The sequence below is a fragment of the Streptomyces smyrnaeus genome, assembly GCF_017676345.1.
GTDB classification, from domain to species: Bacteria; Actinomycetota; Actinomycetes; order Streptomycetales; family Streptomycetaceae; genus Streptomyces; species Streptomyces smyrnaeus.
In genome coordinates this window covers 38,469-62,612 of sequence record NZ_JAFFZM010000014.1, presented here as the reverse complement: position 1 = coordinate 62,612, position 24,144 = coordinate 38,469, and the positions used below count along the sequence as shown (strand labels likewise).

Below are 24,144 nucleotides of genomic sequence, written 5' to 3'. Positions count from 1 at the left end.
GCTTCCGCAGCCGCCGGGCCCGCCCTGGCCCCCTCAGCTCCTCCGCCCCTCAGCCCCGGATCAGCCGCACCTGCCAGTCGCCGTCCGCCGTGCGGCCGGTGACCTCCACCCGGAGCCCGTTACGGGGGTCGGACCAGCTCTCGCCCACACCGAGCGGCGCGTCGGCGAGCCTGCTGTGCACCGAGGTCTCGTGGCAGCGGGAGGTTCCGGGGTGGCCGTCGACGACCTCCACGGGACCGTGGGTGGAGGCGGTGTCGCTGGTGACGCGGTAGATCAGCAGCCCCTGGGCGCACGAGCCGCGGTCGTTGCCCTTCCGCTCGCGGACCTCCATGGCCACGGCCCGGTGCTCACCGGTACGCAGGACCAGCAGCCGGACACCGTCCGGACGCTCCGCGGGCGTCGCAGGTGCGGCCGCTCCCGCCCCGGACACGGACGCCCGCACCCCCCTGCGGGCCTGCGCCGCGCGGGAGGCGGCCGCCAGGGGGCGCAGCGTGTAGCGGGCCTGCGCTGTCGCGCCGCGGGCGGCCTCGGCCTTCTCGTCCTTGTCGGCGTTCGGCGGGGCGGCGCCCCTGGTGGTGGGGACGCAGACCACGTTGGACCGGTCCAGCCAGCCCAGCTTCCACTTGTGCCAGCCGAAGGGTTCGGGCGCCAGTCCGAACTGGCTGCCCATCAGGTCCCAGTCCCCCACCCTGGTGTCCCAGTCGGCCTTGCCGTCGGAGGGGCGCTGATAGAGGTCGGGCAGGTCGAAGAGGTGTCCGGTCTCGTGGGCGAGAACGTTGCGGTCCGGCGGGCTCTGCTCGAACACGGTGACGAGGCGACCGAGTCCGACCCCGTCGGCGGTGAGCGGCTTGTCGAGGTTGACGACTTTGGTGGCGTCGGGGTCCACTCCGGGAGCGTCGGGGTCCGCGACGAGATAGACGATGTCGTACCGACCGAAGTCCACATGCGGGTCGGCGGCGGCTACCGCATCCCGCAGATAGGAGTTGCGCAGGTCGGGGTCCCAGTCGCGCTGTATGCCGTACTCCGTGGCGGGGCGCGGCAGCTCGATCCAGCGGTCGACCGGACGCGGTCGCAACCGGAACTTTCCGTAACTCGCCCGCTGGAAAAAGTCCGATGTGGCAGGGAAATGGTCGTTCACAAGCTCCTGAGGGGTGGCCATGGGGGTCGCATCGGGGAAAGAGAGAAAGAGAAGGGCGGCATCGAGCGTCCCCTCGGGGCGCGGATAGGAGGCGTTCCAGGTGTCCAAACCCAGCGAGTGGTGCGCGTCGGTGCGCGGCAGAGCGCACGGCATGTCCGCCGCAACGGAATGTACGGGGCCGGCCACGAGACCGACGCCCATGAAGGCGGTCAGCGCCATGACGACCGCTCCGACCCGGTGCCGGGCACGGGGGCCCCGGGCGGACGCGCCGCACCCGAGGCGGCGCGGGGCCACTCCGTCGGGTACAGACGCAGACGCCACGCGAAGACCTCACCGGAAGAGGAGAGATGGACCCTCCCCAGGCTCGCGCCGTATGTCCGGCTATGCGCTGTTTCAGTAGACCGGACGGGTCAGCCGCAGTATGACTACCCTTCGTAACGCTCGGTCGTTAGCGGTCAGGGCGCTCTCAGCACCGGTGCAGAAACGGTCACCCTCGCGCCCGAGCCCGACTCCCGGCCGCCCGGCCGACCGGAAGCCCCAGCGGAGACACTGGCTCCGCTCACGCGTCAACCTCTATGATCGGCACATTTCCAGCGCGGATCCTCCCCTGGGCGGCCCTCGGGCAGCCGGCCGACCGATCCGCACGAGACGAGCCCCCCGCGGAGCGATCGGTGAACGGACCCCTCGAAGGACCGGGCAAAGACTCCGGCGAAGCCCTCGTAACCCAACCCCAGACCATCACGGAAAGTAGCCACAAGCGCTGGCGACGGCGCGCACACCACGGGCACAGCGAGAGCGACTTCCGGGCCGCCTTCCACGCGGCGCAGCTGCCGATGGCCATCGTCGACCCCAACGGCCGGGTACTGACGGCCAACCGCGCACTGGGCACCCTGCTCGGTGCCGAGCCGCACCGGCTGACCGCACGTCCCATCGCCGAACTGGCCGGACTCGGCCTGGACGGGCGGGTACGCAGCGCCTACCACGAGGCGCTGCAGGGCCGCACCGACCGGATGTCCTGCACCCGCAGGCTCAAACACGCCGACGGCCACACCCTGTGGGCCGAGATCACCGTGACCCCCACCTCGCGCGGCGGCGAGGCGTTGCTGTCCATCGCGGACATCAGCGAGCGCCGCGACCTCCAGGAACGGCTGCGGCATCTGCAGATGCACGACCCGGTCACCAGGCTGCCCAACCGCACCCTGTTCTTCGAACGGCTGGCCGGTGCGCTGGCCGACTCGGCGACCGGCAGGACCGGGCTGTGCTACATCGATCTGGACGGCTTCAAGGCCGTCAACGACACCCTCGGCCACCGCATCGGGGACAGCCTGCTGGACGCGGTCGCCCAGCGGCTGACGCAGTGCGCCGAGGCGGGCGGCGAGGAGTGCGGCGGCCATCTGGTGGCCCGGCTCGGCGGTGACGAGTTCGCGCTGCTGGTCGAGTCCTCCACCGGGACCGAGCAGCTCACCCAGCTCGCCCAGTCCGTACTGGCCGCGCTCCAGCGGCCCTTCGACCTGGCCGGGCAGCGGCTGGCGGTCTCGGCCAGCATCGGCGTCGTCGAACGTGAGACGGCGGGCACCACACCCACCGAGCTGATGCAGGCCGCCGACACCACGCTCTACTGGGCCAAGGCCGACGGCAAGGCCCGCTGGACGCTCTTCGACCCGGAGCGCAACGCGCACCGGATGACCCGGCAGGCCCTCTCCTCCACCCTGCGCCGGGCCGTGGAACGCGGCGAGTTCGTGCTGGAGTACCAGCCGATCGTGGGCTTCGCCGACGACATGCTGCGCGGCGTAGAGGCACTGGTGCGCTGGCGGCATCCGCAGTTCGGGACGCTGGGCCCGGACCGGTTCATCGGCCTGGCCGAGGAGAACGGCGCCATCGTCCCGCTGGGCCGCTGGGTGCTGGAGGAGTCCTGCCGCCAGGCCCGGCGCTGGATGCGGGAGCATCCGGGGCCGCCGCTGTATGTGAGCGTCAATGTGGCGGTACGGCAGGTGTGGGACTCCGACCTGGTGCAGGACGTGGCCGACATCCTGGAGGAGACCGGCCTGCCCGCCGGGCTGCTCCAGCTGGAGCTGACCGAGTCCGCGGTGATGGGCTCGGCCGGGCGCCCCCTCCAGGCGCTGCAGGCGCTCTCGGAGATGGGCGTCCGTATCGCCATCGACGACTTCGGCACCGGCTACTCCAACCTCGCCTACCTCAGCCGGCTCCCGGTGCGCGCGCTCAAGCTGGACGGCACCTTCGTCCGCGGCTTCCGCACGGCCCGGCACCAGAATCCGGCGGACGAGACGATCGTGACGGCACTGGTCCAGCTCGCCCACAAGCTGGGGCTGACCGTCACGGCCGAGTGCGTGGAGGGTCCGGCACAGGCGGAGCGGCTGCGCCGGATCGGCTGCGACACCGGCCAGGGCTGGCACTACGCCAAGCCGATGGAGGCCGACCGCATCGCGGAGCTGCTGCTGCGCGTCGCTGTATGAGCCGGACTCCCCCAGCCTTCGGCCGGGAGGTGCCCCCAGGTTGCGGAGTTCGTTGATTCCGCCGGAAGAACCGAGCCCCGCAACCAGAACGTTCGGCGGGCCCCTCACGGGCTCACATGGCGTACGCGTCGGCTATCAGCTCCAGCGAGCGCACCCGGGCCTCGGGGGTGTGGGCGTTGGCGGTGAGCATCAACTCATCGGCGCCGGTCCGCTTGACCAGAGCGTCCAGTCCCTCCCGTACGGCGTCAGGAGTGCCATAGGTGACATTGGCGAGCCAGCTGTCGACGAAGTCGCGCTCGACGGGGCTGAACGGGTAGGCCTCGGCCTCCTCCGGGGTGGGGATCAGCCCGGGCCGGCCGGTACGCAGCCGCACCATCGACAGGGCCCCCGTCAGCACCTGGCGGTGGGCCTCCTTCTCGTCCTCGGCGGCCAGCGCGGCGGCGCCGATCAGCGCGTACGGCTCCGCCAGCACCGCCGAGGGGCGGAACGTCTCGCGGTAGAGCTCCAGGGCCGGCAGCGTGTTGGCGGCCGAGAAGTGGTGCGCGAAGGCGAACGGGAGGCCCAGCTGCCCGGCCAGCTGGGCGCTGAACCCGGAGGAGCCCAGCAGCCAGACCGGCGGCCGGTGTGCGGCGGCCTTCGCCCCGGTGCCCCGCGCCTGGACCGGGCCGGGCACGGCGTGGATGCGCGCGTAGCGGTGCCCGTCGGGAAAGTCGTCGTCCAGGAACCGGATCAGCTCGGCGAGCTGCTGCGGAAAGTCCTCCGCGCCCTCGCGCAGCTTCTCGGTGCGGCGCAGCGCCGCCGCCGTCGCCCCGTCGGTGCCCGGCGCCCGGCCCAGCCCCAGGTCGACCCGGCCCGGGGCCAGCGCCTCCAGGGTGCCGAACTGTTCGGCGATGACCAGCGGCGCGTGGTTGGGCAGCATCACTCCGCCGGAACCGAGCCGGACCCGGCGGGTGTGCGCGGCCAGGTGGGCCAGGATCACCGCGGGCGAGGAGCTGGCGACGCCCGGCATGGAGTGGTGCTCGGCGACCCAGTAGCGGGTGAAGCCGCGGGCGTCCGCGAGCGCGGCCATCCGGGTGGAGGCCACCAGCGCGTCACCCGCCGTGTACCCCTCGCCCACGTTCACCAGGTCCAGGACGGAAAGCGGCACGGGTGCCACGCCGCGCGCCTCGCCCCGGATACCGGTCGTCGGGTCCCCGCTGTGCTGTTCGTCCGCGCCCTGTGCGTCCTGGCCTGCCTGGCTCACGATGGCTTCGCCTTCCTCCTGCGTTCCGTTGCGCGGACCCGCTCCCACGGAGGGTGCACGGGCCACGGGGCGGTAACGCATCAGCAGGCCGCTGTCTTCCCGGGCTCCCGGCTCCCGCTCGCCGCGCCGCGAGCGAGTCGGGGCCCGCGCCTGCCGGTGACCGGTGACCGGCGGCCGGTGACCGGCCACCGACGGGCGCGGGGTTTCAGGTGAGCGGTTCCGTCAGGAGAAGAGTTTGCCCAGTGCCGGGCAGTGGACCTTGAGGTCCAGCAGCCGCAGCCCCTCCTTGGCGGTGACCTGGTTCGCCGTCAGCACGGGCTTGCCCAGCTCGGCCTCCAGGGCCGGGATGTAGGCGGCGGTGTGCAGCGCGGTGTCCGGCAGCAGCACCGCCTGGGCGTCCGGGTGGTCGCCGCCACGGGCCAGTGCCAGCACCTCCTCCTCGCCCCAGGTGCCCACCTCGGCGGCGGTGATGATGCCGCTGCCGCGCATGGCGACCACCTCGGCGCCCGCCGCCTTGAGGAAGCCGGTGAACAGTTCGGCAACGTCCTCGGGGTAGGTCGCGGCGATGCTGACCCGCTCGACGCCCAGGTCGCGTACGGCGTGGGCGAAGGCGAAGGAGGTGCTGGAGGCCGGCAGCCCCGCCGTCTGGCCCAGCTCCCGCACCTGGTCGTGCGCGCCGTCCCAGCCGAAGACGAAGCTGGCGCTGGTGCAGGCCCACACCACGGCCTGGATGCCGTGGCCCTTGGCCTCCTCGACCTTCGCGGCGAGCCGTGCGGCCGAGCCCATCTCCAGCAGGGCGTCCACCCGGTGGGCGTCCTCGCCGATGTCGGTGTGCACGAGCGGCAGCCGTACTTCGGCGCCCGCCTCGGCGAGGATGCGCTCCAGCCTCGGGTAGTCGTCCTCGGCCGAGTAGCCGGGGTAGAGGAATCCGACCGCCGGTGCCGATGCCGCCTGTGCCATCTACGCCTCCTGTGCGTGCTCAAAGCTGGGTGTGGGGTGTGTGCGTGGGGGGTGTGCTGCGGGGTGGATCCGGGGGTGCTGCGAGAGGGGGCGCGTACGCACGCAGCGGGGCGTACGCGCGTACTCGGCCGCCGTACTGCCGGTAGCGGTACGGCGGTTGGGTCGTACGGAAGGTTGTTTCGTACGGAACGGGCCGGGCCGTTCGGAGCCGGTGGGGGAGGTCAGGCCGGGGGCTGTGTGCCGCCGCCCCACTCCTCCGGATGTCCGGACTGTCCGTAGCCGAGGTCGGAGGTGCCCTCCAGCGGCTCGGCGGACGCCGACGAATCGGTGCCGGCGCCCGCCAGCGCGGCCTCCGGCTCGTGTTTCTGCTGCTCTTCCGGCTCGACCAGCCCGTCCGTCTCGTGGGCCACCGGCTGGGTGCCGGTGGTGGACGTCATGGCGGCCGGGCCGCGTCGGGCGACCGGGTCGAGCAGCGCCTGGTAGGGGCCGACCGCCTGCTTGCCGACCGAGCGCAGCGCCGCCCACATGGTGACCTGGTTGGCGGAGAGCACCGGCATCCGCAACTCGGCCTCCAGCTGCGGGATGACGTCGTACGTCGGGAGGTTGGTACAGGAGATGAACAGCGCGTCCGGCGCGTCCACCACCGCCTCCCGCGCCATGTCGACCACGTCCCGGTAGGCCACCCGCCAGATCTCCCGGGTCAGCCCCATGTAGCAGCGCCCGGTGATGCCGATACCGGCCTCGTCCAGGTACTCCTCCAGGGAGTCGGTGACCGATTTGGTGTACGGGGTGACGATGGCGATGCGCCGCGCGTCGATCTCACGCAGCGCGTCCAGAAGCGCACCCGAGGTGGTGAGGGCGGGGATGTCACCGGCCTCCGCCATGGCAGCCGCCATGGCCCGTTCACCGGCGGTACCGCCCACGAAGCTGCCCGATGTGCAGGCGTAGGCCACCACTTCGGGAGCCACCGCGCACAGCGCCCGTACCGCCTCGCGCAGCGTCTCGTGCTCGCTGACCAGGCGGGCGAGGTCGAGGCTGACCTCCACGGGGACGAAGGGAGTTCGGGTCAGATGCAAGGACACGTCGTCCGGCACCCAGCGCCAGAGCTCACGGTCCAGTGCGAAGTCGAAGGGAGCGACGATTCCCACGCCGCGCTGCGGCAACGGTCCGCCGAGGAAGGAGACGTCCATTTCGGGCCCCAAAAGAACGGAGGGGAAGGCTCATGGCCAGAAGGCCCCTGAGTCAAGGGAAGTCAGAGGAAAAGCAAAGCCGGTCAGAAGCCGGGACGCCGGGACAGATGTCTTTGTTGACGAAGGTAGTTTCTGCTCCCTACCGTGGTCAATCCCGCCATCTGAGGCTGGTTCCCGTCCCTCCCCGGCTCACACGTTCAGCCAACCGTCCCTGCGTTTCGAAACGGTTTCCTGCCTATGTCCGAAACCTGCGTTCTTGTCCTCGACGCCGAGCCGCTTCCCCGGCTCGACCGACTCGCGGGACGCGCGCGCGTCATGCACGCCGACGAGAAGACTCTCGCCGCCCAACTCCCCGAGGCCGACGTACTGTTGGTCTGGGACTTCCTCTCCGACGCGGTGCGCGAGGCATGGCCGGGCGACGGGCAGAGGCCGCGCTGGGTGCACACGCCCAGCGCCGGAGTGGACCGGCTGCTGCCGGAGCTCGCCGACGGTCGTGAGACCGTCATCACAAATGCACGAGGCGTCTTCGACCGTCCCATTGCCGAATACGTCCTCGGGCTCGTACTGGCCATGGCCAAGGACTTCCGTGGCACATGGGAATTGCAACGACAGCGGCGCTGGCGGCACCGGGAGACATTCCGCGTGGGCGGAAGTCGCGCGACGGTCGTCGGCTCCGGGCCGATCGGCCGGGAAATCGGGCGCGCGCTGCTGGCACTCGGTGTCAAAGTGGACCTCGTCGGGCGGACGGCGCGGGAGGGCGACCCCGAATTCGGGCGCGTCCACAGCACCGCTTCCCTGCCCGGCCTGCTCGGCGAGGCCGACTGGGTCGTATGCGTGGCGCCGCTGACCCAGGAGTCGACGGGAATGTTCGACGCCGGGATGTTTGCGCGGATGAAGCCCGGGGCCCACTTCGTGAACGTGGGCAGGGGGGCGCACGTGGTCGAGGACGATCTGATGGACGCGCTGCTCAAGCACCGGATCAAGGGCGCGGCGCTGGATGTGTTCGCCGAGGAGCCGCTGCCGGCCGACAGCAAGCTGTGGGACGTGCCCGGACTGCTCATCTCGCCCCATATGAGCGGTGACACGGTCGGCTGGCGCGACGACCTGGCGGAGCAGTTCCTCGACAATTTCGACCGCTGGGAGGCGGGCGAGCCGCTGCTCAACGTCGTCGACAAGCACCTCGGCTACGTTCCGAGCGCCCCCGCGGCGCCGACGGACTGACCGGCGGGCAGCAGGCGCCCTGAGGGGCGCCTGCTGCCGGCTCGCTCCACCGGGACCCGTTCCCGGTCACCGGTCACCGGTCACCGGATCTCGTGTCACCGGGTCGTTTCTTCACGCGGGTCGTTTCTTCACGCCTTGGGCGCGGTGCGGGCCAAGGCTCGTGTTCCTGTGGCAGTCCGCCTTGCGGGGTGCCCGGTCTCTCGGGAGGTTTCGTCATGTCCGATCTCAACGCCCTGACCGCGACCCAGCTCGTGGCGGGCTATGAAACGGGGGACTTCACTCCCGTGGAGGTCACCCGGGCGGCGCTGGATCGCGCGGCACAGACACAGGAGCGCGTCAACGCGTTCGTCCGCATCGACAGCGAGGACGCGCTGCGGCAGGCCGAGGAGTCGGCGGGACGCTGGCAGCGCGGTGAGCCGGCGGGCCCGGTGGACGGGGTGCCGGTGACCGTCAAGGACATCCTGCTGCAGCGCGGCGGGCCCACCTTCAAGGGCTCCTGGGCCGTGGGGGACGGCGGCCCCGGGGACGAGGACGCGCCCTCGGTCGCCCGGCTGCGGGAGAGCGGCGCCGTCTTCCTGGGCAAGACGACGACGCCCGAGTTCGGCTGGAAGGGGGTCACCGACAGCCCCCGGCACGGAGTGACCGGCAACCCGTACGCGCCCGACCGCACCGCCGGCGGCTCCAGCGGGGGCAGCGCGGCGGCCGTCGCGGCGGGTGCCGGGCCGCTGTCGCTGGGCACGGACGGTGGCGGGTCGGTGCGGATCCCGGCCTCCTTCTGCGGGATCTTCGCGCTGAAGCCCACCTACGGGCGGGTGCCCATCTATCCCGCGAGTGCCTTCGGGACGCTGGCGCACGTCGGCCCGATGACCCGGGACGCGGAGGACGCGGCCCTGCTGATGGATGTGATCAGCTCGCCGGACCCGCGGGACTGGTCGCACCTGGGCCCGGTGCCGCACAGCTTCCGCGGGGCGCTGGCCGCCGGGGCCGAGGGGGTGCGCGGGCTGCGGGTGGCCTTCAGTCCCGACTTCGGGGGCCGGGTACCGGTGGAGCCGGACGTCGCGGCCGCGGTACGCGAGGCGGTCGCGCTGCTGGCGGAGCTGGGCGCGGTGGTGGAGGAGGCGGATCCGGGGTTCGCCGATCCGGTCGATTCCTTCCACACGCTGTGGTTCAGCGGTGCGGCGCGGGTCACTCAAGGTTTCAGCCAAGATCAGCGCGAGAGTCTTGATCCCGGCTTGCAGGAGATCTGCGCGGACGGTGCCGCGCGCAGCGCGCTGGAGTATCTGGCCGCCGTGGACGAGCGGATGGAGCTGGGCCGGCTGATGGGCGCCTTCCACGAGCGGTACGACCTGCTGGTGACGCCGACCATGCCGATCACCGCCTTCGAGGCGGGGGTGGAGGTGCCGCGCGGCTCGTCCCACACCCGGTGGACCGGGTGGACGCCGTTCTCCTACCCGTTCAACATGACGCAGCAGCCCGCGGCCTCGGTGCCGTGCGGTGTCGACGGGGCGGGTCTGCCCGTCGGGCTCCAACTGGTGGGGCCCCGGCACGCCGACGCCCTCGTGCTGAGCGCCTCGCACGCGCTGTTCGAGGCGGGCGTCGCCGCCCAGGTGCCCTCGGCCCTCGGCTGAGGGCGTCGTTACGGGCCCGTCGGGGAGGCCTCACCCCCCGACGGGCACTGCTGTCAGGTGTCAGGCTCGGCGGAAGTTGAGGGTCTCGCCGATGGCGCCGGACCGCCACAGGTCCTGGCAGGCCTCCGCCATGGCGTCGAGCCCCTCGACCACCTGCCCCCACACGATGCCGGGCACCCAGCCGGCATCGCCGTTGATCAGCAGGTTGTTGCGCTCGTAGAACAGCGCGAGGTCGACGACGGTGGAGTGCTCGACGTGTGCCGCCTGGCCGCCCTGCTGCTCGGCCGCGGCCTCGTACCCGTACCCCGGCGTGGCCAACTGGGTGTTGGTGAAGGTGAAATAGCAGAGGTCACCGGGAATGGGGGTAATGGTCGGATTCTCCAGAGGCGGCTCCTGCGGGGCAAAGGGGGGAATGAGGGCGTAGATCTCGTTGCGCGCATACTTCGCGTGGTAGACGTCGCCGCCCAGCGGCAGCGCATCCCACACCGCGGCGCAGGTGATCGGTGCGCGGTCGTCGAGCAGCTTTGCCGTGCAGCTCACTCCCCGCTTGTCCAACGACACTTCAATGAAGCGCTCAGCCATCGTGCCTCCGCACCAGGGTGGTCATTTACCCGCTAATGGTGGCCCAGATGTCGGCCTCAGCGCGACCCCATAACGGCTTGAAATTATCCGCATATCTTCAGTACGCCTGGGTATACGCGCGCCCATGGCTCCACCACAGAGGAACAACACGGCAGGTGCCGGGAGACGTTTGAGCCGTCGGTCGCTGCTCGCGGGGGCGGCGTCCTTGAGTGCGGTGAGTGCGCTCGGCGCAACAACCGCCTGCAGCCGGGTGTCCAGCGCGGACACCCAGAACGGGGGGGATCTTCTGGAACGGCTGAAGGCCCAGGGCACGGTGAAGCTGGGCCTCGCCGGTGAACAGCCCTACAGCTACATCGACAAGGACGGCGAGCTGACGGGGAGCTCACCGGCGATCGCGCGCGTCATCTTCGAGAGGCTGGGGGTCCCGAAGGTCCAGCCGTTCCCGACCGAGTTCAACTCGCTGATCCCGGGGCTCAACTCGCAGCAGTTCGACGTGGTCGCGGCCGGTATGTACATAACGCCCGTTCGGTGCAAACAGGTCCTGTTCGCCGACCCCGAGTACGAGATGCGCGACGCGTTTATCGTGCGCAAGGGGAATCCCAAGAACCTGCACAACTACGAGGACATCAAGAAGAGCGGCGCCAAGATGGCCACCGGCACCGGGTACGCGGAAATCGCGTATGCGGCGGAGGCAGGCATCAAGGAGTCGGAAATTCTGCTGCTCCCCGACCAGCTGGCGGGACTCCTTGCCGTGGAACAGGGCCGCGCCGATGTTTTCGCCGGTACGGCCGTCACGGTTCGCAACGTGGTCCGGCAGACGAAGAGCCGGAAAGCCGAGTTCACCGATGCTTTCACCCCGAAGCTGGACGGAAAGCCCGACCTCGGCACCGGCGCATTCGCGTTCCGTAAGACGGAAACGAAACTCCGGGACGCGTTCAACCGCGAGCTGCACAAGATGAAGAAGAGCGGTGAACTCTTCCGCCTCATGAAGCCCTTCGGCTTCGTGGAGGACGAGATGACCGACATGACCGCGAAGGAGCGTTGCGCATGACGAACCTGACCGCGGGTCTGTGGGAACTGCTCTTCCAGGGTGTCTGGGTCACCGTCCAGCTGACCGTCTTCAGCGCGGCGCTGGGCGCGTTCGTCGCCTTCGTGGTGGGTGTCGCCAGGACGCACCGGCTGTGGATAGTCCGGTTCCTCTCCGGTCTGTACATGGAGATATTCCGGGGGACGTCGGCACTGGTGCTGATGTTCTGGATCTTCTTCGTGCTCCCGATGGCGTTCGGCTGGCAGCTGGTGCCGATGTGGGCGGCGGTGCTCGCGCTCGGGTTGTCGTACGGCGCCTACGGCTCGGAGATCGTGCGCGGCGCACTGGCCGCCGTGGCACCGGCCCAGCAGGAGGCGGGCATCGCGCTCAGCTTCTCGCCGTGGCAGCGGCTGACGAAGATCCTGCTGCCGCAGGCGTGGCCGGAGATGATCCCGCCCGCCAACAACCTGCTGATCGAACTGCTCAAGGGCACCGCGCTGGTGTCCGTACTGGGCGTCGGCGACATCACCTTCGGGGCCGCGCTGGTGCGCAACGCGCTCGGTGAGAGCGCCCCGGTCTACACGATCATCCTGGTCATGTACTTCATCCTGGCCTTCCTGCTGACGCGGGTGATGCGCGCCGTGGAGCGGAAGGCGAAGGCGGGCATCGGCCAGGCCCCGGAGAAGGGCAAGGGCTTGAAGAAGCTCAGCATCCGGCAGGCGACCGCCGTCTCCAAGTCCAGTGCGGGAGGTGCCTGATGGAGTGGGACTGGTCCGCTGTCGGTGACTTCATGCCGCGCTTCTGGGACGGCGTGCTCGTCACGCTCCAGGCGCTGGTGCTCGGCTCGCTGATCGCCTTCGCGCTCGGCCTGGTCTGGGCGATGGCCCAGCGCTCGCCGCTGAAGGTGGTCCGCTGGCCGGTGATGGTCGTCACCGAGTTCGTCCGCAACACACCGCTGCTGGTGCAGCTGTTCTTCCTGTTCTACGTACTGCCGGAGTGGGGCGTCACGCTCTCCGCGCTCACCACCGGCGTCATCGGCCTCGGTCTGCACTACTCGACGTACACGGCCGAGGTCTACCGCGCCGGTATCGACGGAGTGCCGGTCGGCCAGTGGGAGGCCTGCACCGCGCTGAGCATGCCGCGTGGCCGCACCTGGAGCGCCGTGATCCTGCCGCAGGCGATCCGCCGCGTGGTGCCCGCGCTGGGCAACTACGTGATCGCGATGCTGAAGGACTCGCCGATGATCGCGGTGATCGGTGCGCTGGAGATGCTCGGCCAGGCGCGGCAGTTCACCGCGACCACCTTCCAGCCGACCGAGCCGATCACCGTCGTCGGCATCGCCTTCATCCTCATCGCCTACCCGGCTTCCCTGCTGATGCGAGCCCTGGAGCGTCGTCTTGTCCGTTGAGAAGAACCCGAGCACAGCCGTGAGCGAGGGTACGAACCCCGCCGTCGACGGCAGCGAACTGATCAAGTTCGACAACGTCACCAAGCGCTACGGCAGCAACGTGGTGCTGGACAACCTCTGTTTCGATGTGTCGTCCGGCAAGCACGTCACCCTCATCGGCCCGTCCGGATCGGGCAAGACGACCATCCTGCGGCTGCTGATGACCCTGGTGAAGCCCGACGAGGGCACCATCAAGGTGGGCGGCGAGTACCTCTCCCACGAGGAGAAGAACGGCAAGCTGGTGCCGGCGAGCGAGAGGCACTCGCGCGAGGTCCGCAAGAACATCGGCATGGTCTTCCAGCAGTTCAACCTCTTCCCCAACATGAAGGTGCTGCGCAACATCACCGAGGCTCCGGTGCATGTGCTGGGCCTGGGCAAGGACGAGGCCGAGCAGCGGGCGCGTGAACTGATGGAGATGGTCGGGCTGACCGACCACATCGACAAGTACCCCAGCCAGCTGTCCGGCGGCCAGCAGCAGCGGGTGGCCATCGCGCGTGCCCTCGCGATGCGGCCGCAGGTGCTGCTGCTGGACGAGGTCACCTCGGCGCTCGACCCGGAGCTGGTGGCCGGGGTGCTGGACGTGCTGCGGGACATCGCCCACTCCACGGACATCACCATGCTCTGCGTCACGCACGAGATGAACTTCGCGCGGGACATCTCCGACGACGTGCTGATGTTCGACGCGGGGCGGGTCATCGAGTCCGGAGCGCCGGAGAAGATCTTCACCGACCCGGAGCACGAGCGCACCAGGGAGTTCCTCAGCGCCGTCCTGTGACTCATCACGTCATCGACGAACGCGCGCCCCTGGGGCCCTGCCGAGCCCGCGCCGCATCGCGGCGCGGGCTCGGTGCCGTGGGCCCCGCGTAAGGGGCGGGGGGCGCGCCAAGGGGCGCGTCAGGGGGCGCATTCAGCCGTCTGGCATATGCCGATCACGAAAACAGCCCCGTCCCGGCACCCGGTTGGCCGCTATCGTGAGATATGAAGCCGTGACCACACGAAGTGGTAACGGTACAAACGGTCACAACCTCCAGGGGGACACCGTGACGCTACTCCAACCGCCCGGAGGCTCGTCCGAGGAGCCGGAACGGGAGCCGGTCACGCCCTTCGGCTCGGTGCGGCACGCCCTGCGGGTGCTGGAGACCGTCTCCCGGTACCGGGACGGCATCGACGAGGACGCGATAGCCCGCCGGACCCGACTGCCCACCGGCCAGCTGGACCAACTGCTGCGCATGCTGTGCCGCGAGGGGTATCTGGCGCAACTGGAGGACGGCACATACGTCGTCGGGGAGGCGCTGGTGCTGCTGGGCTCCGGCGTGGAGCGCGCCCGCGCCCTCCGCGAACGGCTCCAGGCCACCCTGGACGAGCTGCGGGACACCGTGGGCGCCGCCGTCTACTTCGGCCGGTACCAGGACGGTGAGCTGGAGAGCACCCAGGTCGCCGACGGCCCCACCACCCCGGCGGTCAACCAGTGGGTGGACTTCCGCTCGGCCGCGCACGCGACCGCGATCGGCAAGTGTCTGCTCAGCCAGCTCGACCACGACCGGCGCCTCGACCATCTCTCCCGCCACAAGACGCCCCGGCTCACCTCTCGGACGATCACCGACGAGCGGCTGCTGCTGACCGCGCTCGACCGGCAGCCGCCCACCGTCCCGGTGCTGGACCTGCAGGAGTACGCCGTGGGCACGGTCTGCGCCGCGGTGCCGGTGACGGCGGGCTCGGCGGTCAGCTGCCTGGCGCTCTCGCTCCCCGTCGACCAGGCGCACCGGCTGCGCCGCGCCGCCGAGGTGCTGAGTCAGCGGGCCGCGCCGGTGATGCTGTCGCTGGCGATCTGAGCGCTTCCGCACCAAGACGACTGCGGCCCCCTTGGAAACCAAGGGGGCCGCAGCCTGTGGGTACGCCGCCAGGGACTCGAACCCCGGACCCGCTGATTAAGAGTCAGCTGCTCTAACCAACTGAGCTAGCGGCGCCCGTCGCCGTTTCCGGCCGACGACACAAATACTACCCCCTTCGAGAGGGTGCTGGTGACCACCCGTCCGGCCGGGGCCCGCCCCCGACGAGCCCGGCCCGGCCGTGTGCCTCGTACCTGGCCAGCAGTGCCGCCAGGTCCGGTCCGGTCAGTGGGCGGTAGCCGGTCCCGGGCGCCCTGCCGCGCGCTCCCGCACCGGGTTCCCGGACGTCCTCGTAGGGCGTCCACCACACCGGCTCCGGACAGCGGAAGCCCGCACGGCGCAGCGCCGCGCGGTCGATCTTGTGGGTGGCGGTGAGCGGCAGGGCCGGCAGGATCCGCACGAAGCGCGGCGCGGCCTTGGTGGCCAGCTCGGTCCGCCCGGCCAGGAACGCCGAGAAGCCCTGCGGATCGAAGGCGCCCTCGGGGCCGACGGCGAGGGCGGCCATGACCTGGTCGCCGGAGACCGGGTCGGGCACGGCGTAGACGGCGGCGGAGTGCACCCCGGGGCAGTGGGCGAGGGTGTTCTCGATCACGGCCGCGGCCAGGTTCTCGCCATCGACCCGCAACCGGTCGTCCGCGCGCCCGGCGAAGTGGAACCAGCCCTCCTCGTCCCGGAAGAACAGGTCGCCGGTCCAGAACCAGCCGTTTCGGGTGCGGGCGGCGTCGGCCGCCGGGTTCTTCCAGTAGCCCTCGAAACCGTTCGGGCCCCGGTTGACCAGTTCTCCGATGGCGGCCGCGACCTCCGTCGGCCTGCCGTCGGGCCCGCGGCGGGCGCGGGGCCGCTCCGTGCCGGTGTCCGGGTCGACGACGGCCGCATCGGTGCCCGGCGCGGCCCGGCCCACGGCTCCGGGCGGTGCGTCCGGGTCGTGCTGGAGGGCCGCTCCGCCCTCGGAGGAGCCGTACCCCTCCACCAGCCGGACGCCGAACCGCGCGGCGAAGCGGTCCGCGTCCACGGGGCCGGCCTCGGTGCCGAAGCCGAGCCGCAGCGGGTTGTCGGCATCGTCCTCGCGGGGCGGTGTGGCCAGCAGATACTGGATCGCACGGCCGACGTAGGTGAAGTAGGTCGCGCCCCGGGCACGTACATCGGGCAGGAAGCGCGAGGCCGAGAAGCGGCGGGCCAGCGCCACCCCGGCGCCCGCGGTGAGCGCCGGCGCCCAGCCCGCGATGACGGCGTTGCCGTGGAACAGCGGCATGCACAGGTAGTGCACGTCGTCCCGGCCCAGGGCGAACCGGTCGGCCAGCGCGCTTCCGGCGCCGACCAGTCGGCCCTGGGTGACGACGACGGCCTTGGGTGCACCCGTGGAGCCGGAGGTGAAGGTGAGCAGCATGCGACGGGAGGGCTCGGGCGGGGCGACGGTGACCTCCCCCGGCTCCGCGGTCGCGTACGGCCGCAGCAGCTCCGCGTAACCGGGCTCGTCGGTCACCAGCAGCCGCCCCGGGCCCGGCCCGCCGCGCCGGAGCACGGGCAGCTCCAGTCCGTCCAGCAGCGCAAGGTGGGCGCGTTCGGTGACCAGCAGGGCGCACTCGGTGTGGCTGATGTCGCGGGCCAGCTCGGCGCCGCGCCGGGTGGGGTTGACGCCGACGACGGTGGCTCCGGCGAGCGCGGCGGCGGCCAGCCAGAGCGGGTACTCGGGCGTGTTGTCGAGCAGCACTCCGATGTGCGGCTCGGCACCGCGGGGCAGCAGGTCGGCCAGGAGCGCGGCGCGGGCGGCGGCAGCCGCGGCAGTGGCGTGCCGGGTGAGGCTGAGCCCGGCGGCCCGGAGCCCGCCGGGGCGCGGATCGTGCCACTGGGCCCGTACCAGCTCGGCGACGGTGCCCGCGCCGGGCGCCGGGTGCCTGCGGGGTGCGCTCACCGATGCGCTCATGGCCGCGCACGATAACTGATGCTGCGTCAGATCGGGAGGCCTGCCGCGCTCCGGTTCCTCAGAGCGGAAGGGTCAGACCGCGCTCCCTGCGCCGCAGCGACCCCACCAGCAGCAGCACCACGCCCGCCAGCGCCCAGCCGCCGAGCACCAGCAGGGGCGTGCCGAGCGCGTTGCCGGAGAAGTAGACGATGTTGCGTACGGCGGTGGTCCCGGCACCGGTCGGGATCCAGTCGCCGATCGCCCGCCAGAACGAGGGGATCAGATGCTGCTGGAAGGCGCCGCCCGCGCTCGGATTGCCCAGGACGACGAAGATGAGCACCGCCACCCCGATGCCGACCACCCCCAAGAACGCCTCCAGCGCCAGCGTGCACGCCGCAGTACCGAACACCAGCAGCGCACCGACCCACCACAGCGCCACGAAGTGCCCCGGCAGCGCGTGCAGCACCGGATCGACGATGATCGCCCCGCCGAGCCCGGACAGGACGGCGTACCCCGCCGCCCCGGCCAGCCGCAGCCCGGCGAGTCCCGGCCGCGCGGGCCGGGTGCCCGCCAGCACCCCCATCAGCGAGGCCAGCAGATAACCGCCCACCAGCCAGCCGACGATGAGGTAGAACGCGGTCAGGCTCTCGTGGTCCTGCTCCCCCGACGGGGCGACGTCCACCACCTTCAGCTGCCTGCCCTGGTCGGCGGCCACCCGCTCGCCGACCTTGCGCAGCGCCTGGGCCTGGGGGCCGCCCGCGCCGGAGGCGACCAGCAGGGTGTCCCGGCTGCCGCGCGGGTTCATCAGATAGGCGCCCTCGGCCTTCCGCTCCCGGATGCGCTCACGCGCCGTGTGCTCGTCCTCGACCACGGTGACGGACAGCGGGTCCCCGGGCAGCCGGTCGAGCCGGTCGGCCGCCTTCTGGGGCGCGACGGCGGCAATCGGGATGCCCTGCGGGTCGGGAGCGTGGAAGGAGCCGATGTAGGAGAGCAGGAAGCTCAGTTGGACGAGGAGCACGCCGAGGACGAGCGCGAGCGTGCCGGGAGTGAGCGCGCCGCGGGCTCCAGCTCCAGGGGTGGCATTGTGCATGGACTCATTCCCTTGTCGGTGCCCTCGGGAGTAATTGTCTCCATCCATACCGCATGCCCCGGTACATACCCCGCTGTTGGGGTTCCGGGCGCGCCGTGCCGCGGCCGTCGCGTGGCGCGGCACGGCCCCATCGGCGAGACTCATGACCATGCCCGCACCCCTGACGCGGCCGGCCCTGTGCCGCGCCCTGCTCGCACGCCAACTGCTCGTCGAACGCGCCCGGATGCCGGTACGGGACGCCGTCGAGCACCTGGTCGGTCTCCAGGCACAGGCGCCCAGGCCGCCGTACTTCGCCCTGTGGAGCAGGGTTGCGGACTTCGACCCGCGCGACCTCTCGCTGCTGCTGGAGAGCCGCGAACTGGTCAGGCTCAGCGTCATGCGCGGCACCGTCCATCTGGTCAGCGAGCGCGACGCGATCCAGTTGCGGGCCCTCACCCAGCCGCTGCACGAGGCCATGGTGCGCACCTCCCTCGCCAAACAGCTCGGCGGCGCTGACCCCCGGCAGGTGGCGGAGGCGGCCCGCACGCTCCTCGCCGAGGAGCCGCTGACCGGCAGCCAGCTCGGCGTCCGGCTCCAGGAGCGCTGGCCGCAGGTGGAGGCCCGCGCGCTGGCGATGACGGCGCGGTATCTGCTGGCGCTGGTGCAGCTGCCGCCGCGCGGGCTGTGGGGGCGCTCGGGACAGCCGGTGGTGGACACCGTGGAGCGCTGGCTGGGACGGCCCCCGGCGGCCGAACCGTGCGTGGAGACGATGGTGCTGCGCTACCTCGGCGCCTTCGGCCCGGCCTCCGTACGGGACGCGCAGAGCTGGTCGGGGCTGACCCGGCTCGGTGAGGTGCTGGAGCGGCTGCGGCCCCAGCTGCGGGTCTTCACCGACGAGGCGGGCCGCGAGCTGTTCGACCTGCCCGACGCGCCCCGGCCCGACCCCGAACTCCCGTTGCCGGTGCGTTTCCTGGCCGAGTACGACAACATCATCCTCTCGCACGCGGACCGCTCCCGCCTCCTGGACGAGCCGGTCCGCCGCGCCCTGGCCACCAAGAACGGACAGGTGCCCGGCACCTTCCTGGTGGACGGCAGGGTGCGCGGCACCTGGAAGGCGGACACCGGCCGCAAGACCGCCACCTTGACCCTGGCCCCCTTCGAGCCGCTGGCCGACGAGGTGGAACAGGCGCTGGCCGAGGAGGGCGAGCGGCTGCTGACGTTCGCGACCGACGGCCGTCCCGGACCGCGCCTCGTCACCTTCACCGCGCCCCGCGCTCCGGGGCCCGCGTAGGCTGACGGCCGAAGGGCGGGTGACGGGGCGGTGACAAGGCCCGGGTGAAGGAGGCCACAGGGTGCGCAGCCGGGGAAGGCTCGGGGAGATCCAGGAGCGGATCAAAAAGCTGATCATCGAGGAGCGGCTGCCGCCCGGTGCCCCGATGCCCACCGAGACGGAGCTGATGGAGCGGCTGGAGGTGAGCCGCAACTCCGTGCGCGAGGCGCTCAAGGCGCTGCAGGCGATGGGCATCGTGGAGATCCGGCACGGCTTCGGCACCTACGTCGGCACGATGTCCATGGCCCCCATGACCGAGGGGCTCTCCTTCCGTACCGTCGCCGGGCACTACCGCGGCGAGGACAGCCTGCTGCAACTGCTGGAGCTGCGCGAGGCGGTGGAGACGGGGCTGATGGCGCGGCTGGTGGCCGGGCCCGAGCAGCTGGCCGAACTGGAGGCGCTGGTCGAGCGGATGCGGCGGGAGGCGGACGAGGGGGAGGTGCGGGCGGAGACCGACCGGGCCTTCCACTCGACGCTCTACGCCGGGCTGGGCAACTCGCTGCTGAGCGAGGTGCTGGACGCCTTCTGGGACGCCTTCCACCGGGTACGCACGGATCTGGCCGAACTGCGGCCGGACCCGCGGATGACCTGGCAGCAGCACGCCGCGATCCTCGACGCCGTCCGCAGCGGTGACATGCGGCGCGCGGAGGAGGCCGTGCGCGCCCATTTCGGCAACATCCGTGAACGACTCCGTTCGACCGCCTCGGACGCCACCACACGGCAGCCACGTTTTGGTGACTCCTCCATCACATCTGCCGCTCCGATAACGCCCCAATGGCGCTAAACCACCCCTTCCGCTCTTGCGTTCATCTGCCAAGTTGTAGAACCTGACGTGCGGTTACCGTTCGGTCCGTACCGTGCTGCGGGGACACGGGGACACGGAGACCGAAGTACGCCGCGCCTCGAGCGGGGGCCAGGACGCGGCTCGGCACAAGAGCACGCCCCACAGGTGCGTGCGGGGGGACAGAAGTCATGACCACGCCGCCCATGGGCGCCCGGCACCCGCAATGGCAGGAGCACGACAGCCAGGACCCGACGCAGACCACGCAGCTGCGCATACCCGGACTGCGCAGACCCTCCGGCCGGTCGGCGCCTTCCCGGCGGCCCTCCCCGCACCCCTGGGAGCGTGCCGCGCCCCGCTACGACTACGAGCACTACAGCCGGCTCGCCGGGCCGCTCACCCGGCCCGACCCGGACCGGCCCTACCGGGTGCGCTACCGCAGCCTGCTGGCCGACGAGCCGCACCGGTTCCGCGCGGGCTTCCTGCTGTGCCTGGCCCCGCTGCTGTCCGCCGCGCTGCTGGTCTGGCTGATGCAGCCCGACCACTGGACGCGCCGCGACGCGGGCGAGGTCTCCGACCTGGTGCTCAAGCTCGATGTCGTCATGCTCGTCTCGATCGGGCTGATCGAGCTGTTCCGTACGCTCAACGTCCTGTCCAACGCGCACGCCACCCTGGTGGCCCGCGACCCGATACCCGTGGTGCCCGAGGCCGGCACCCGCGTCGCCTTCCTCACCTCGTTCGTGCCCGGCAAGGAGCCGATCGAGATGGTCACCAGGACCCTGGAGGCGGCCGTACGGGTGCGGCACCGCGGCACCATGCACGTCTGGCTGCTCGACGAGGGCGACGACCCCCAGGTCAAGGAGGTCTGCCGGCGGCTGGGAGTGCACCACTTCTCCCGCAAGGGCACGGCCAGGTGGAACACCGCCAAGGGCGCCTTCCGCGCCAAGACCAAGCACGGCAACTACAACGCCTGGCTGGACGCGCACGGCGACGACTACGACTTCTTCGCCGGCGTGGACACCGACCATGTGCCGCTGCCCAACTACCTGGAGCGGATGCTCGGCTACTTCCGCGACCCGGACGTCGGCTTCGTCATCGGCCCGCAGGTCTACGGCAACTACGACAACTTCGTCACCAAGGCCGCCGAGAGCCAGCAGTTCCTCTTCCACGCCCTCATCCAGCGCGCAGGCAACCGCTACCAGGCGCCGATGTTCGTCGGCACCAGCAACGCGGTGCGCGTCAAGGCCCTCAAGTCCATCGGCGGTCTCTACGACTCCATCACCGAGGACATGGCCACCGGCTTCGAGATGCACCGCCACCGCAACCCGGCCACCGGCAACAAATGGCGCTCCGTCTACACCCCCGACGTGCTGGCCGTCGGCGAGGGCCCCAACGCCTGGACGGACTTCTTCACCCAGCAACTGCGCTGGTCGCGCGGCACCTACGAGACGATCCTGGGGCAGTACTGGCGCGGCCTGGGCTCCATGCCGCCCGGCAAGCTGTTCAACTACACCCTGCTGATGCTCTTCTACCCGGCCTCGGCGCTCAACTGGATCCTGGCCGCGCTGTCCTGCGCGCTCTTCCTCGGCATGGGCGCCTCCGGCGTGCAGATCGACCCCACCATCTGGATGGCGCTGTACGGCAACGCCACCGCGCTGCAGATCGGGCTGTACATCTGGAACCGGCGGCACAACGTCTCCCCGCACGAGCCCGAGGGCTCCGGCGGGCTGGCCGGGATGCTGATGTCCGCGCTGTCCGCGCCGATCTACGCGCGCTCCCTCTTCGACACCGTGCTGCGCCGCAAGAGCAAGTTCGTCGTCACGCCCAAGGGTGACTCGGCGAGCCCGGACACCCTCTTCGGCACCTTCCGGGTGCACCTGTTCTTCATCGCGGTCTTCGCCGGCTCGCTCGTCGGCTCCCTCTTCCTGGGCCACGACCATCCGGCGATGCTCACCTGGGCGGCGCTCGCGCTGCTGATCACGGCAGCGCCGATCGTCGGCTGGCGCGCCACCGTCCGGGCCGAGAAGCGGCGCCGCACGGCGCGCAGAGGCCGCCGCAGGAGCCGGCACGGCGCATCGCCGCAGCCCCCGGCCGCGGCGGAAGCCCCGGCCGGGACCGGGGCGGCCGGCCCACCGTCGGCGTACGCGCCCGACCGGCAGTATGTGAACCAGAGCGTCCTTGGGGGACAGGAACGATGACAACCCGACGGAGCCGTCGCCGCGCCGCGAGCGCCAAGAAGCGACGGGCCCGGCGCATAGCCATCGGTACGGCGGTCGTCGCGCTCATCGCCGGGTTCAACGGCCCGGCGCTGTACGGCTTCGCCTCGAAGCAGTACCACGAGTACGAGATCAACCGGCCCGAGTACAAGGCCGAGAAGGGCCACTGGCAGATCGTCGACATTCCCGAGAAGTACCGGATCAACACCATCCACGCGGCACTGCTGCACACCGGCAAGGTGCTGCTGGTGGCGGGCTCGGGCAACGACGCGAAGAACTTCAAGGCCAAGAGCTTCCGCACCGTGCTGTGGGACCCGGCGAAGAACACCTTCAAGAACATCCCCACCCCCAACGACCTGTTCTGCTCGGGGCACAACCAGCTTCCCGACGGCAAGCTGCTGGTCGCGGGCGGCACCCAGCGCTACGAGACGCTCCAGGGCGATGTGAAGAAGGCCGGCGGGCTGATGTTCGTCTACAACGAGAACCCCGACCGGTCCAAGATGATCAAGAAGGGGACGCGCTTCACCGGCCGCAGGACGGGCAAGACGTTCGTCGCCCAGCGCAGCGTCAACCTGCCGCCCGCGAAGAAGGTCAAGGACCCGGAGACCGGCAAGGTCGCCACCGTGCACAGCGTCACCCGGCTGTACGCCGAGGCCGCCAAGGAAGGCCGCGAGTACCAGACGGGCACCGAGGACAAGTACGCGGTCAGCGGTCTGAAGGGGGCGTGGAAGCACGACGTCTACGGCATCGCCCAGAAGATGTCCTTCGACAAGAAGGACTTCCAGGGGATCAAGGACGCCTACGAGTTCGATCCGGTGGCCGAGCGCTACATCACCGTCGACCCGATGCACGAGGCCCGCTGGTACCCCACCCAGCTCACCCTCCAGGACGGCAGGGTCATGTCCGTCTCCGGGCTCGACGACATCGGCCAGGTCGTCCCCGGCAAGAACGAGATCTACAACCCGAAGACGAAGAAGTGGCACTACATGCCCGAGACCCGCTTCTTCCCCACCTACCCCGGGCTGCACCTGATCGGCGAGAACCGGGTCTTCTACAGCGGCACCACCGCCGGGTACGGACCGGCCGACAAGGGCCGCACGCCCGGCATCTGGAACCTGGAGACGAACAAGTTCACCAAGATCCCCGGGATGAGCGACCCGGACGTGCTGGAGACGGCGATGTCGGTACCGCTGCCGCCCACCCAGTCGCGGAAGTTCATCGTCGAGGGCGGCGGCGGGGTCGGCGAGTCCGACAAGACCACGGACAAGACCCGCATCGTGGACCTGTCCTCCGACACCCCCCGCTTCCGCGACGGCCCCAGGCTCTACGACAAGGTCCGCTACCCCAGCAGCGTGATCCTGCCGAACGACACCGTGCTGACGACGAACGGCTCGGGCCGGTACCGGGGCAAGAGCGACAGCAATGTGCTGAAGGCCGCGCTCTACGACCCGAAGACCAACAAGTTCAAGGAGGCCGCCGCGCCCCTGGTCGGCCGCAACTACCACTCCGGCGGGCTGTTGCTGCCCGACGGCCGGGTGATGACCTTCGGCTCGGACTCGCTGTACGCGGACAAGGCCAACACCAAGCCGGGGGAGTTCGACCAGCGCATCGAGATCTACACACCGCCCTACCTGCACAAGGGGAAACCCCAGCCGCAGTTGCGGCTCGCCGAAGGCAACCCGGAGAAGCTGATGCCCGGCTCCCGGCTCTCCCTCAAGAGCAAGGACGCCGCCTCGCTGAAGCGGCTGCGGCTGGTGCGACCCGGCTCCTTCACACACGTGACGAACGTGGAGCAGTCGTCCGTCGCGCTGAAGATGAAGCGGTCCGCCGATGGAACGGTGACCACCACCATTCCGGACGATCCGTCCCTGGTCACACCCGGCTGGTGGATGGTCTTCGGCGTGGACGGGGACGGCGTACCCTCGAAGGCCCAGTGGGTCCATGTGGGCATCGACCCCGACGCGGCGCACGCCCCCATCACCACGGGCGACCCGAAGTAGGGGTCCCGCCCCGTCAGGGGCGCGGGGAACTGCTCCCCCGGACTCC

19 protein-coding genes and 1 tRNA gene are annotated in these 24,144 nt (G+C 70.8%); 12 read left to right on the top strand and 8 right to left on the bottom strand.

Annotated elements, in window-relative coordinates:
• Positions 1-49 precede the first annotated feature (49 nt).
• Entirely contained in the window at positions 50-1,357 is a 1,308-nt protein-coding gene (locus JW613_RS22450) for a M6 family metalloprotease domain-containing protein (RefSeq protein WP_209212673.1), read from the bottom strand.
• A gap of 452 nt (positions 1,358-1,809) precedes the next feature.
• On the opposite strand from JW613_RS22450, the gene JW613_RS22445 reads away from it, so the two are divergent.
• Positions 1,810-3,612 (top strand): putative bifunctional diguanylate cyclase/phosphodiesterase, encoded by a 1,803-nt coding sequence (locus JW613_RS22445; RefSeq protein ID WP_209212671.1) that lies wholly within the window; start codon positions 1,810-1,812, stop codon positions 3,610-3,612.
• A 112-nt stretch (positions 3,613-3,724) separates the two neighbouring features.
• On the opposite strand, the gene JW613_RS22440 is transcribed toward JW613_RS22445, so the two are convergent.
• The 3 genes from JW613_RS22440 to JW613_RS22430 form a co-directional block, all read right to left on the bottom strand.
• Complete coding sequence (locus JW613_RS22440; protein WP_209212891.1) at positions 3,725-4,789, bottom strand: LLM class flavin-dependent oxidoreductase; 1,065 nt, start codon at positions 4,787-4,789, stop codon at positions 3,725-3,727.
• Positions 4,790-5,077: 288 nt separating this feature from the next.
• Positions 5,078-5,815 (bottom strand): maleate cis-trans isomerase family protein, encoded by a 738-nt coding sequence (locus JW613_RS22435; protein ID WP_209212669.1) that lies wholly within the window; start codon positions 5,813-5,815, stop codon positions 5,078-5,080.
• Positions 5,816-6,036: 221 nt separating this feature from the next.
• Positions 6,037-7,005: a maleate cis-trans isomerase family protein gene (locus JW613_RS22430; RefSeq protein ID WP_209212667.1), complete on the bottom strand. Its 969-nt coding sequence runs from the start codon at positions 7,003-7,005 to the stop codon at positions 6,037-6,039.
• Positions 7,006-7,242: 237 nt separating this feature from the next.
• Here JW613_RS22430 and JW613_RS22425 point away from each other — a divergent pair, with 237 nt between their 5' ends.
• Complete coding sequence (locus tag JW613_RS22425) at positions 7,243-8,226, top strand: D-2-hydroxyacid dehydrogenase (protein ID WP_209212666.1); 984 nt, start codon at positions 7,243-7,245, stop codon at positions 8,224-8,226.
• A 215-nt stretch (positions 8,227-8,441) separates the two neighbouring features.
• Complete coding sequence (locus JW613_RS22420) at positions 8,442-9,854, top strand: amidase (protein WP_209212664.1); 1,413 nt, start codon at positions 8,442-8,444, stop codon at positions 9,852-9,854.
• Positions 9,855-9,914: 60 nt separating this feature from the next.
• Here JW613_RS22420 and JW613_RS22415 read toward each other — a convergent pair whose 3' ends face one another.
• Complete coding sequence (locus JW613_RS22415) at positions 9,915-10,436, bottom strand: DUF3830 family protein (protein ID WP_099881235.1); 522 nt, start codon at positions 10,434-10,436, stop codon at positions 9,915-9,917.
• 124 nt (positions 10,437-10,560) lie between these two features.
• On the opposite strand from JW613_RS22415, the gene ehuB reads away from it, so the two are divergent.
• From ehuB to JW613_RS22390, 5 genes are all read left to right on the top strand, one after another.
• Positions 10,561-11,487: an ectoine/hydroxyectoine ABC transporter substrate-binding protein EhuB gene (ehuB, locus tag JW613_RS22410; RefSeq protein WP_209212663.1), complete on the top strand. Its 927-nt coding sequence runs from the start codon at positions 10,561-10,563 to the stop codon at positions 11,485-11,487.
• Positions 11,484-12,221 (top strand): ectoine/hydroxyectoine ABC transporter permease subunit EhuC, encoded by a 738-nt coding sequence (gene ehuC, locus JW613_RS22405; RefSeq protein WP_209212662.1) that lies wholly within the window; start codon positions 11,484-11,486, stop codon positions 12,219-12,221. Before ehuB ends, ehuC begins: the two co-directional genes overlap by 4 nt.
• Positions 12,221-12,871: an ectoine/hydroxyectoine ABC transporter permease subunit EhuD gene (gene ehuD / locus JW613_RS22400; RefSeq protein WP_209212660.1), complete on the top strand. Its 651-nt coding sequence runs from the start codon at positions 12,221-12,223 to the stop codon at positions 12,869-12,871. The genes ehuC and ehuD overlap by 1 nt, the downstream gene beginning before the upstream one ends.
• 19 nt (positions 12,872-12,890) lie before the next feature.
• On the top strand, positions 12,891-13,685 hold the full coding sequence (gene ehuA / locus JW613_RS22395) for an ectoine/hydroxyectoine ABC transporter ATP-binding protein EhuA (protein ID WP_307865996.1): 795 nt from the start codon (positions 12,891-12,893) through the stop codon (positions 13,683-13,685).
• A gap of 265 nt (positions 13,686-13,950) precedes the next feature.
• On the top strand, positions 13,951-14,742 hold the full coding sequence (locus JW613_RS22390) for an IclR family transcriptional regulator (RefSeq protein ID WP_209212656.1): 792 nt from the start codon (positions 13,951-13,953) through the stop codon (positions 14,740-14,742).
• 61 nt (positions 14,743-14,803) lie between these two features.
• Here the strand turns inward: JW613_RS22390 and JW613_RS22385 are convergent.
• The 3 genes from JW613_RS22385 to JW613_RS22375 all read right to left on the bottom strand — a co-directional run bounded on the left by JW613_RS22385 (position 14,804) and on the right by JW613_RS22375 (position 17,792).
• A tRNA-Lys gene (locus JW613_RS22385) sits at positions 14,804-14,877 on the bottom strand.
• A 31-nt stretch (positions 14,878-14,908) separates the two neighbouring features.
• Positions 14,909-16,723: an AMP-binding protein gene (locus tag JW613_RS22380; protein ID WP_209212654.1), complete on the bottom strand. Its 1,815-nt coding sequence runs from the start codon at positions 16,721-16,723 to the stop codon at positions 14,909-14,911.
• A gap of 58 nt (positions 16,724-16,781) precedes the next feature.
• The gene (locus JW613_RS22375; protein WP_209212652.1) at positions 16,782-17,792 is read right to left on the bottom strand and encodes an ABC-2 transporter permease; all 1,011 of its coding nucleotides are present in this window, start codon (positions 17,790-17,792) and stop codon (positions 16,782-16,784) included.
• 148 nt (positions 17,793-17,940) lie between these two features.
• On the opposite strand from JW613_RS22375, the gene JW613_RS22370 reads away from it, so the two are divergent.
• From JW613_RS22370 to glxA, 4 genes are all read left to right on the top strand, one after another.
• Positions 17,941-19,062 (top strand): winged helix DNA-binding domain-containing protein, encoded by a 1,122-nt coding sequence (locus JW613_RS22370; RefSeq protein ID WP_209212650.1) that lies wholly within the window; start codon positions 17,941-17,943, stop codon positions 19,060-19,062.
• 61 nt (positions 19,063-19,123) lie between these two features.
• The gene (locus JW613_RS22365; protein ID WP_307865995.1) at positions 19,124-19,885 is read left to right on the top strand and encodes a FadR/GntR family transcriptional regulator; all 762 of its coding nucleotides are present in this window, start codon (positions 19,124-19,126) and stop codon (positions 19,883-19,885) included.
• A 188-nt stretch (positions 19,886-20,073) separates the two neighbouring features.
• Entirely contained in the window at positions 20,074-22,080 is a 2,007-nt protein-coding gene (locus tag JW613_RS22360; RefSeq protein WP_209212648.1) for a glycosyltransferase family 2 protein, read from the top strand.
• Positions 22,077-24,098 carry a radical copper oxidase GlxA gene (gene glxA / locus JW613_RS22355; RefSeq protein WP_209212646.1) on the top strand — a complete coding sequence of 674 codons (2,022 nt, stop codon included), beginning with the start codon at positions 22,077-22,079 and terminating at the stop codon, positions 24,096-24,098. The genes JW613_RS22360 and glxA overlap by 4 nt, the downstream gene beginning before the upstream one ends.
• Positions 24,099-24,144: the final 46 nt, after the last annotated feature.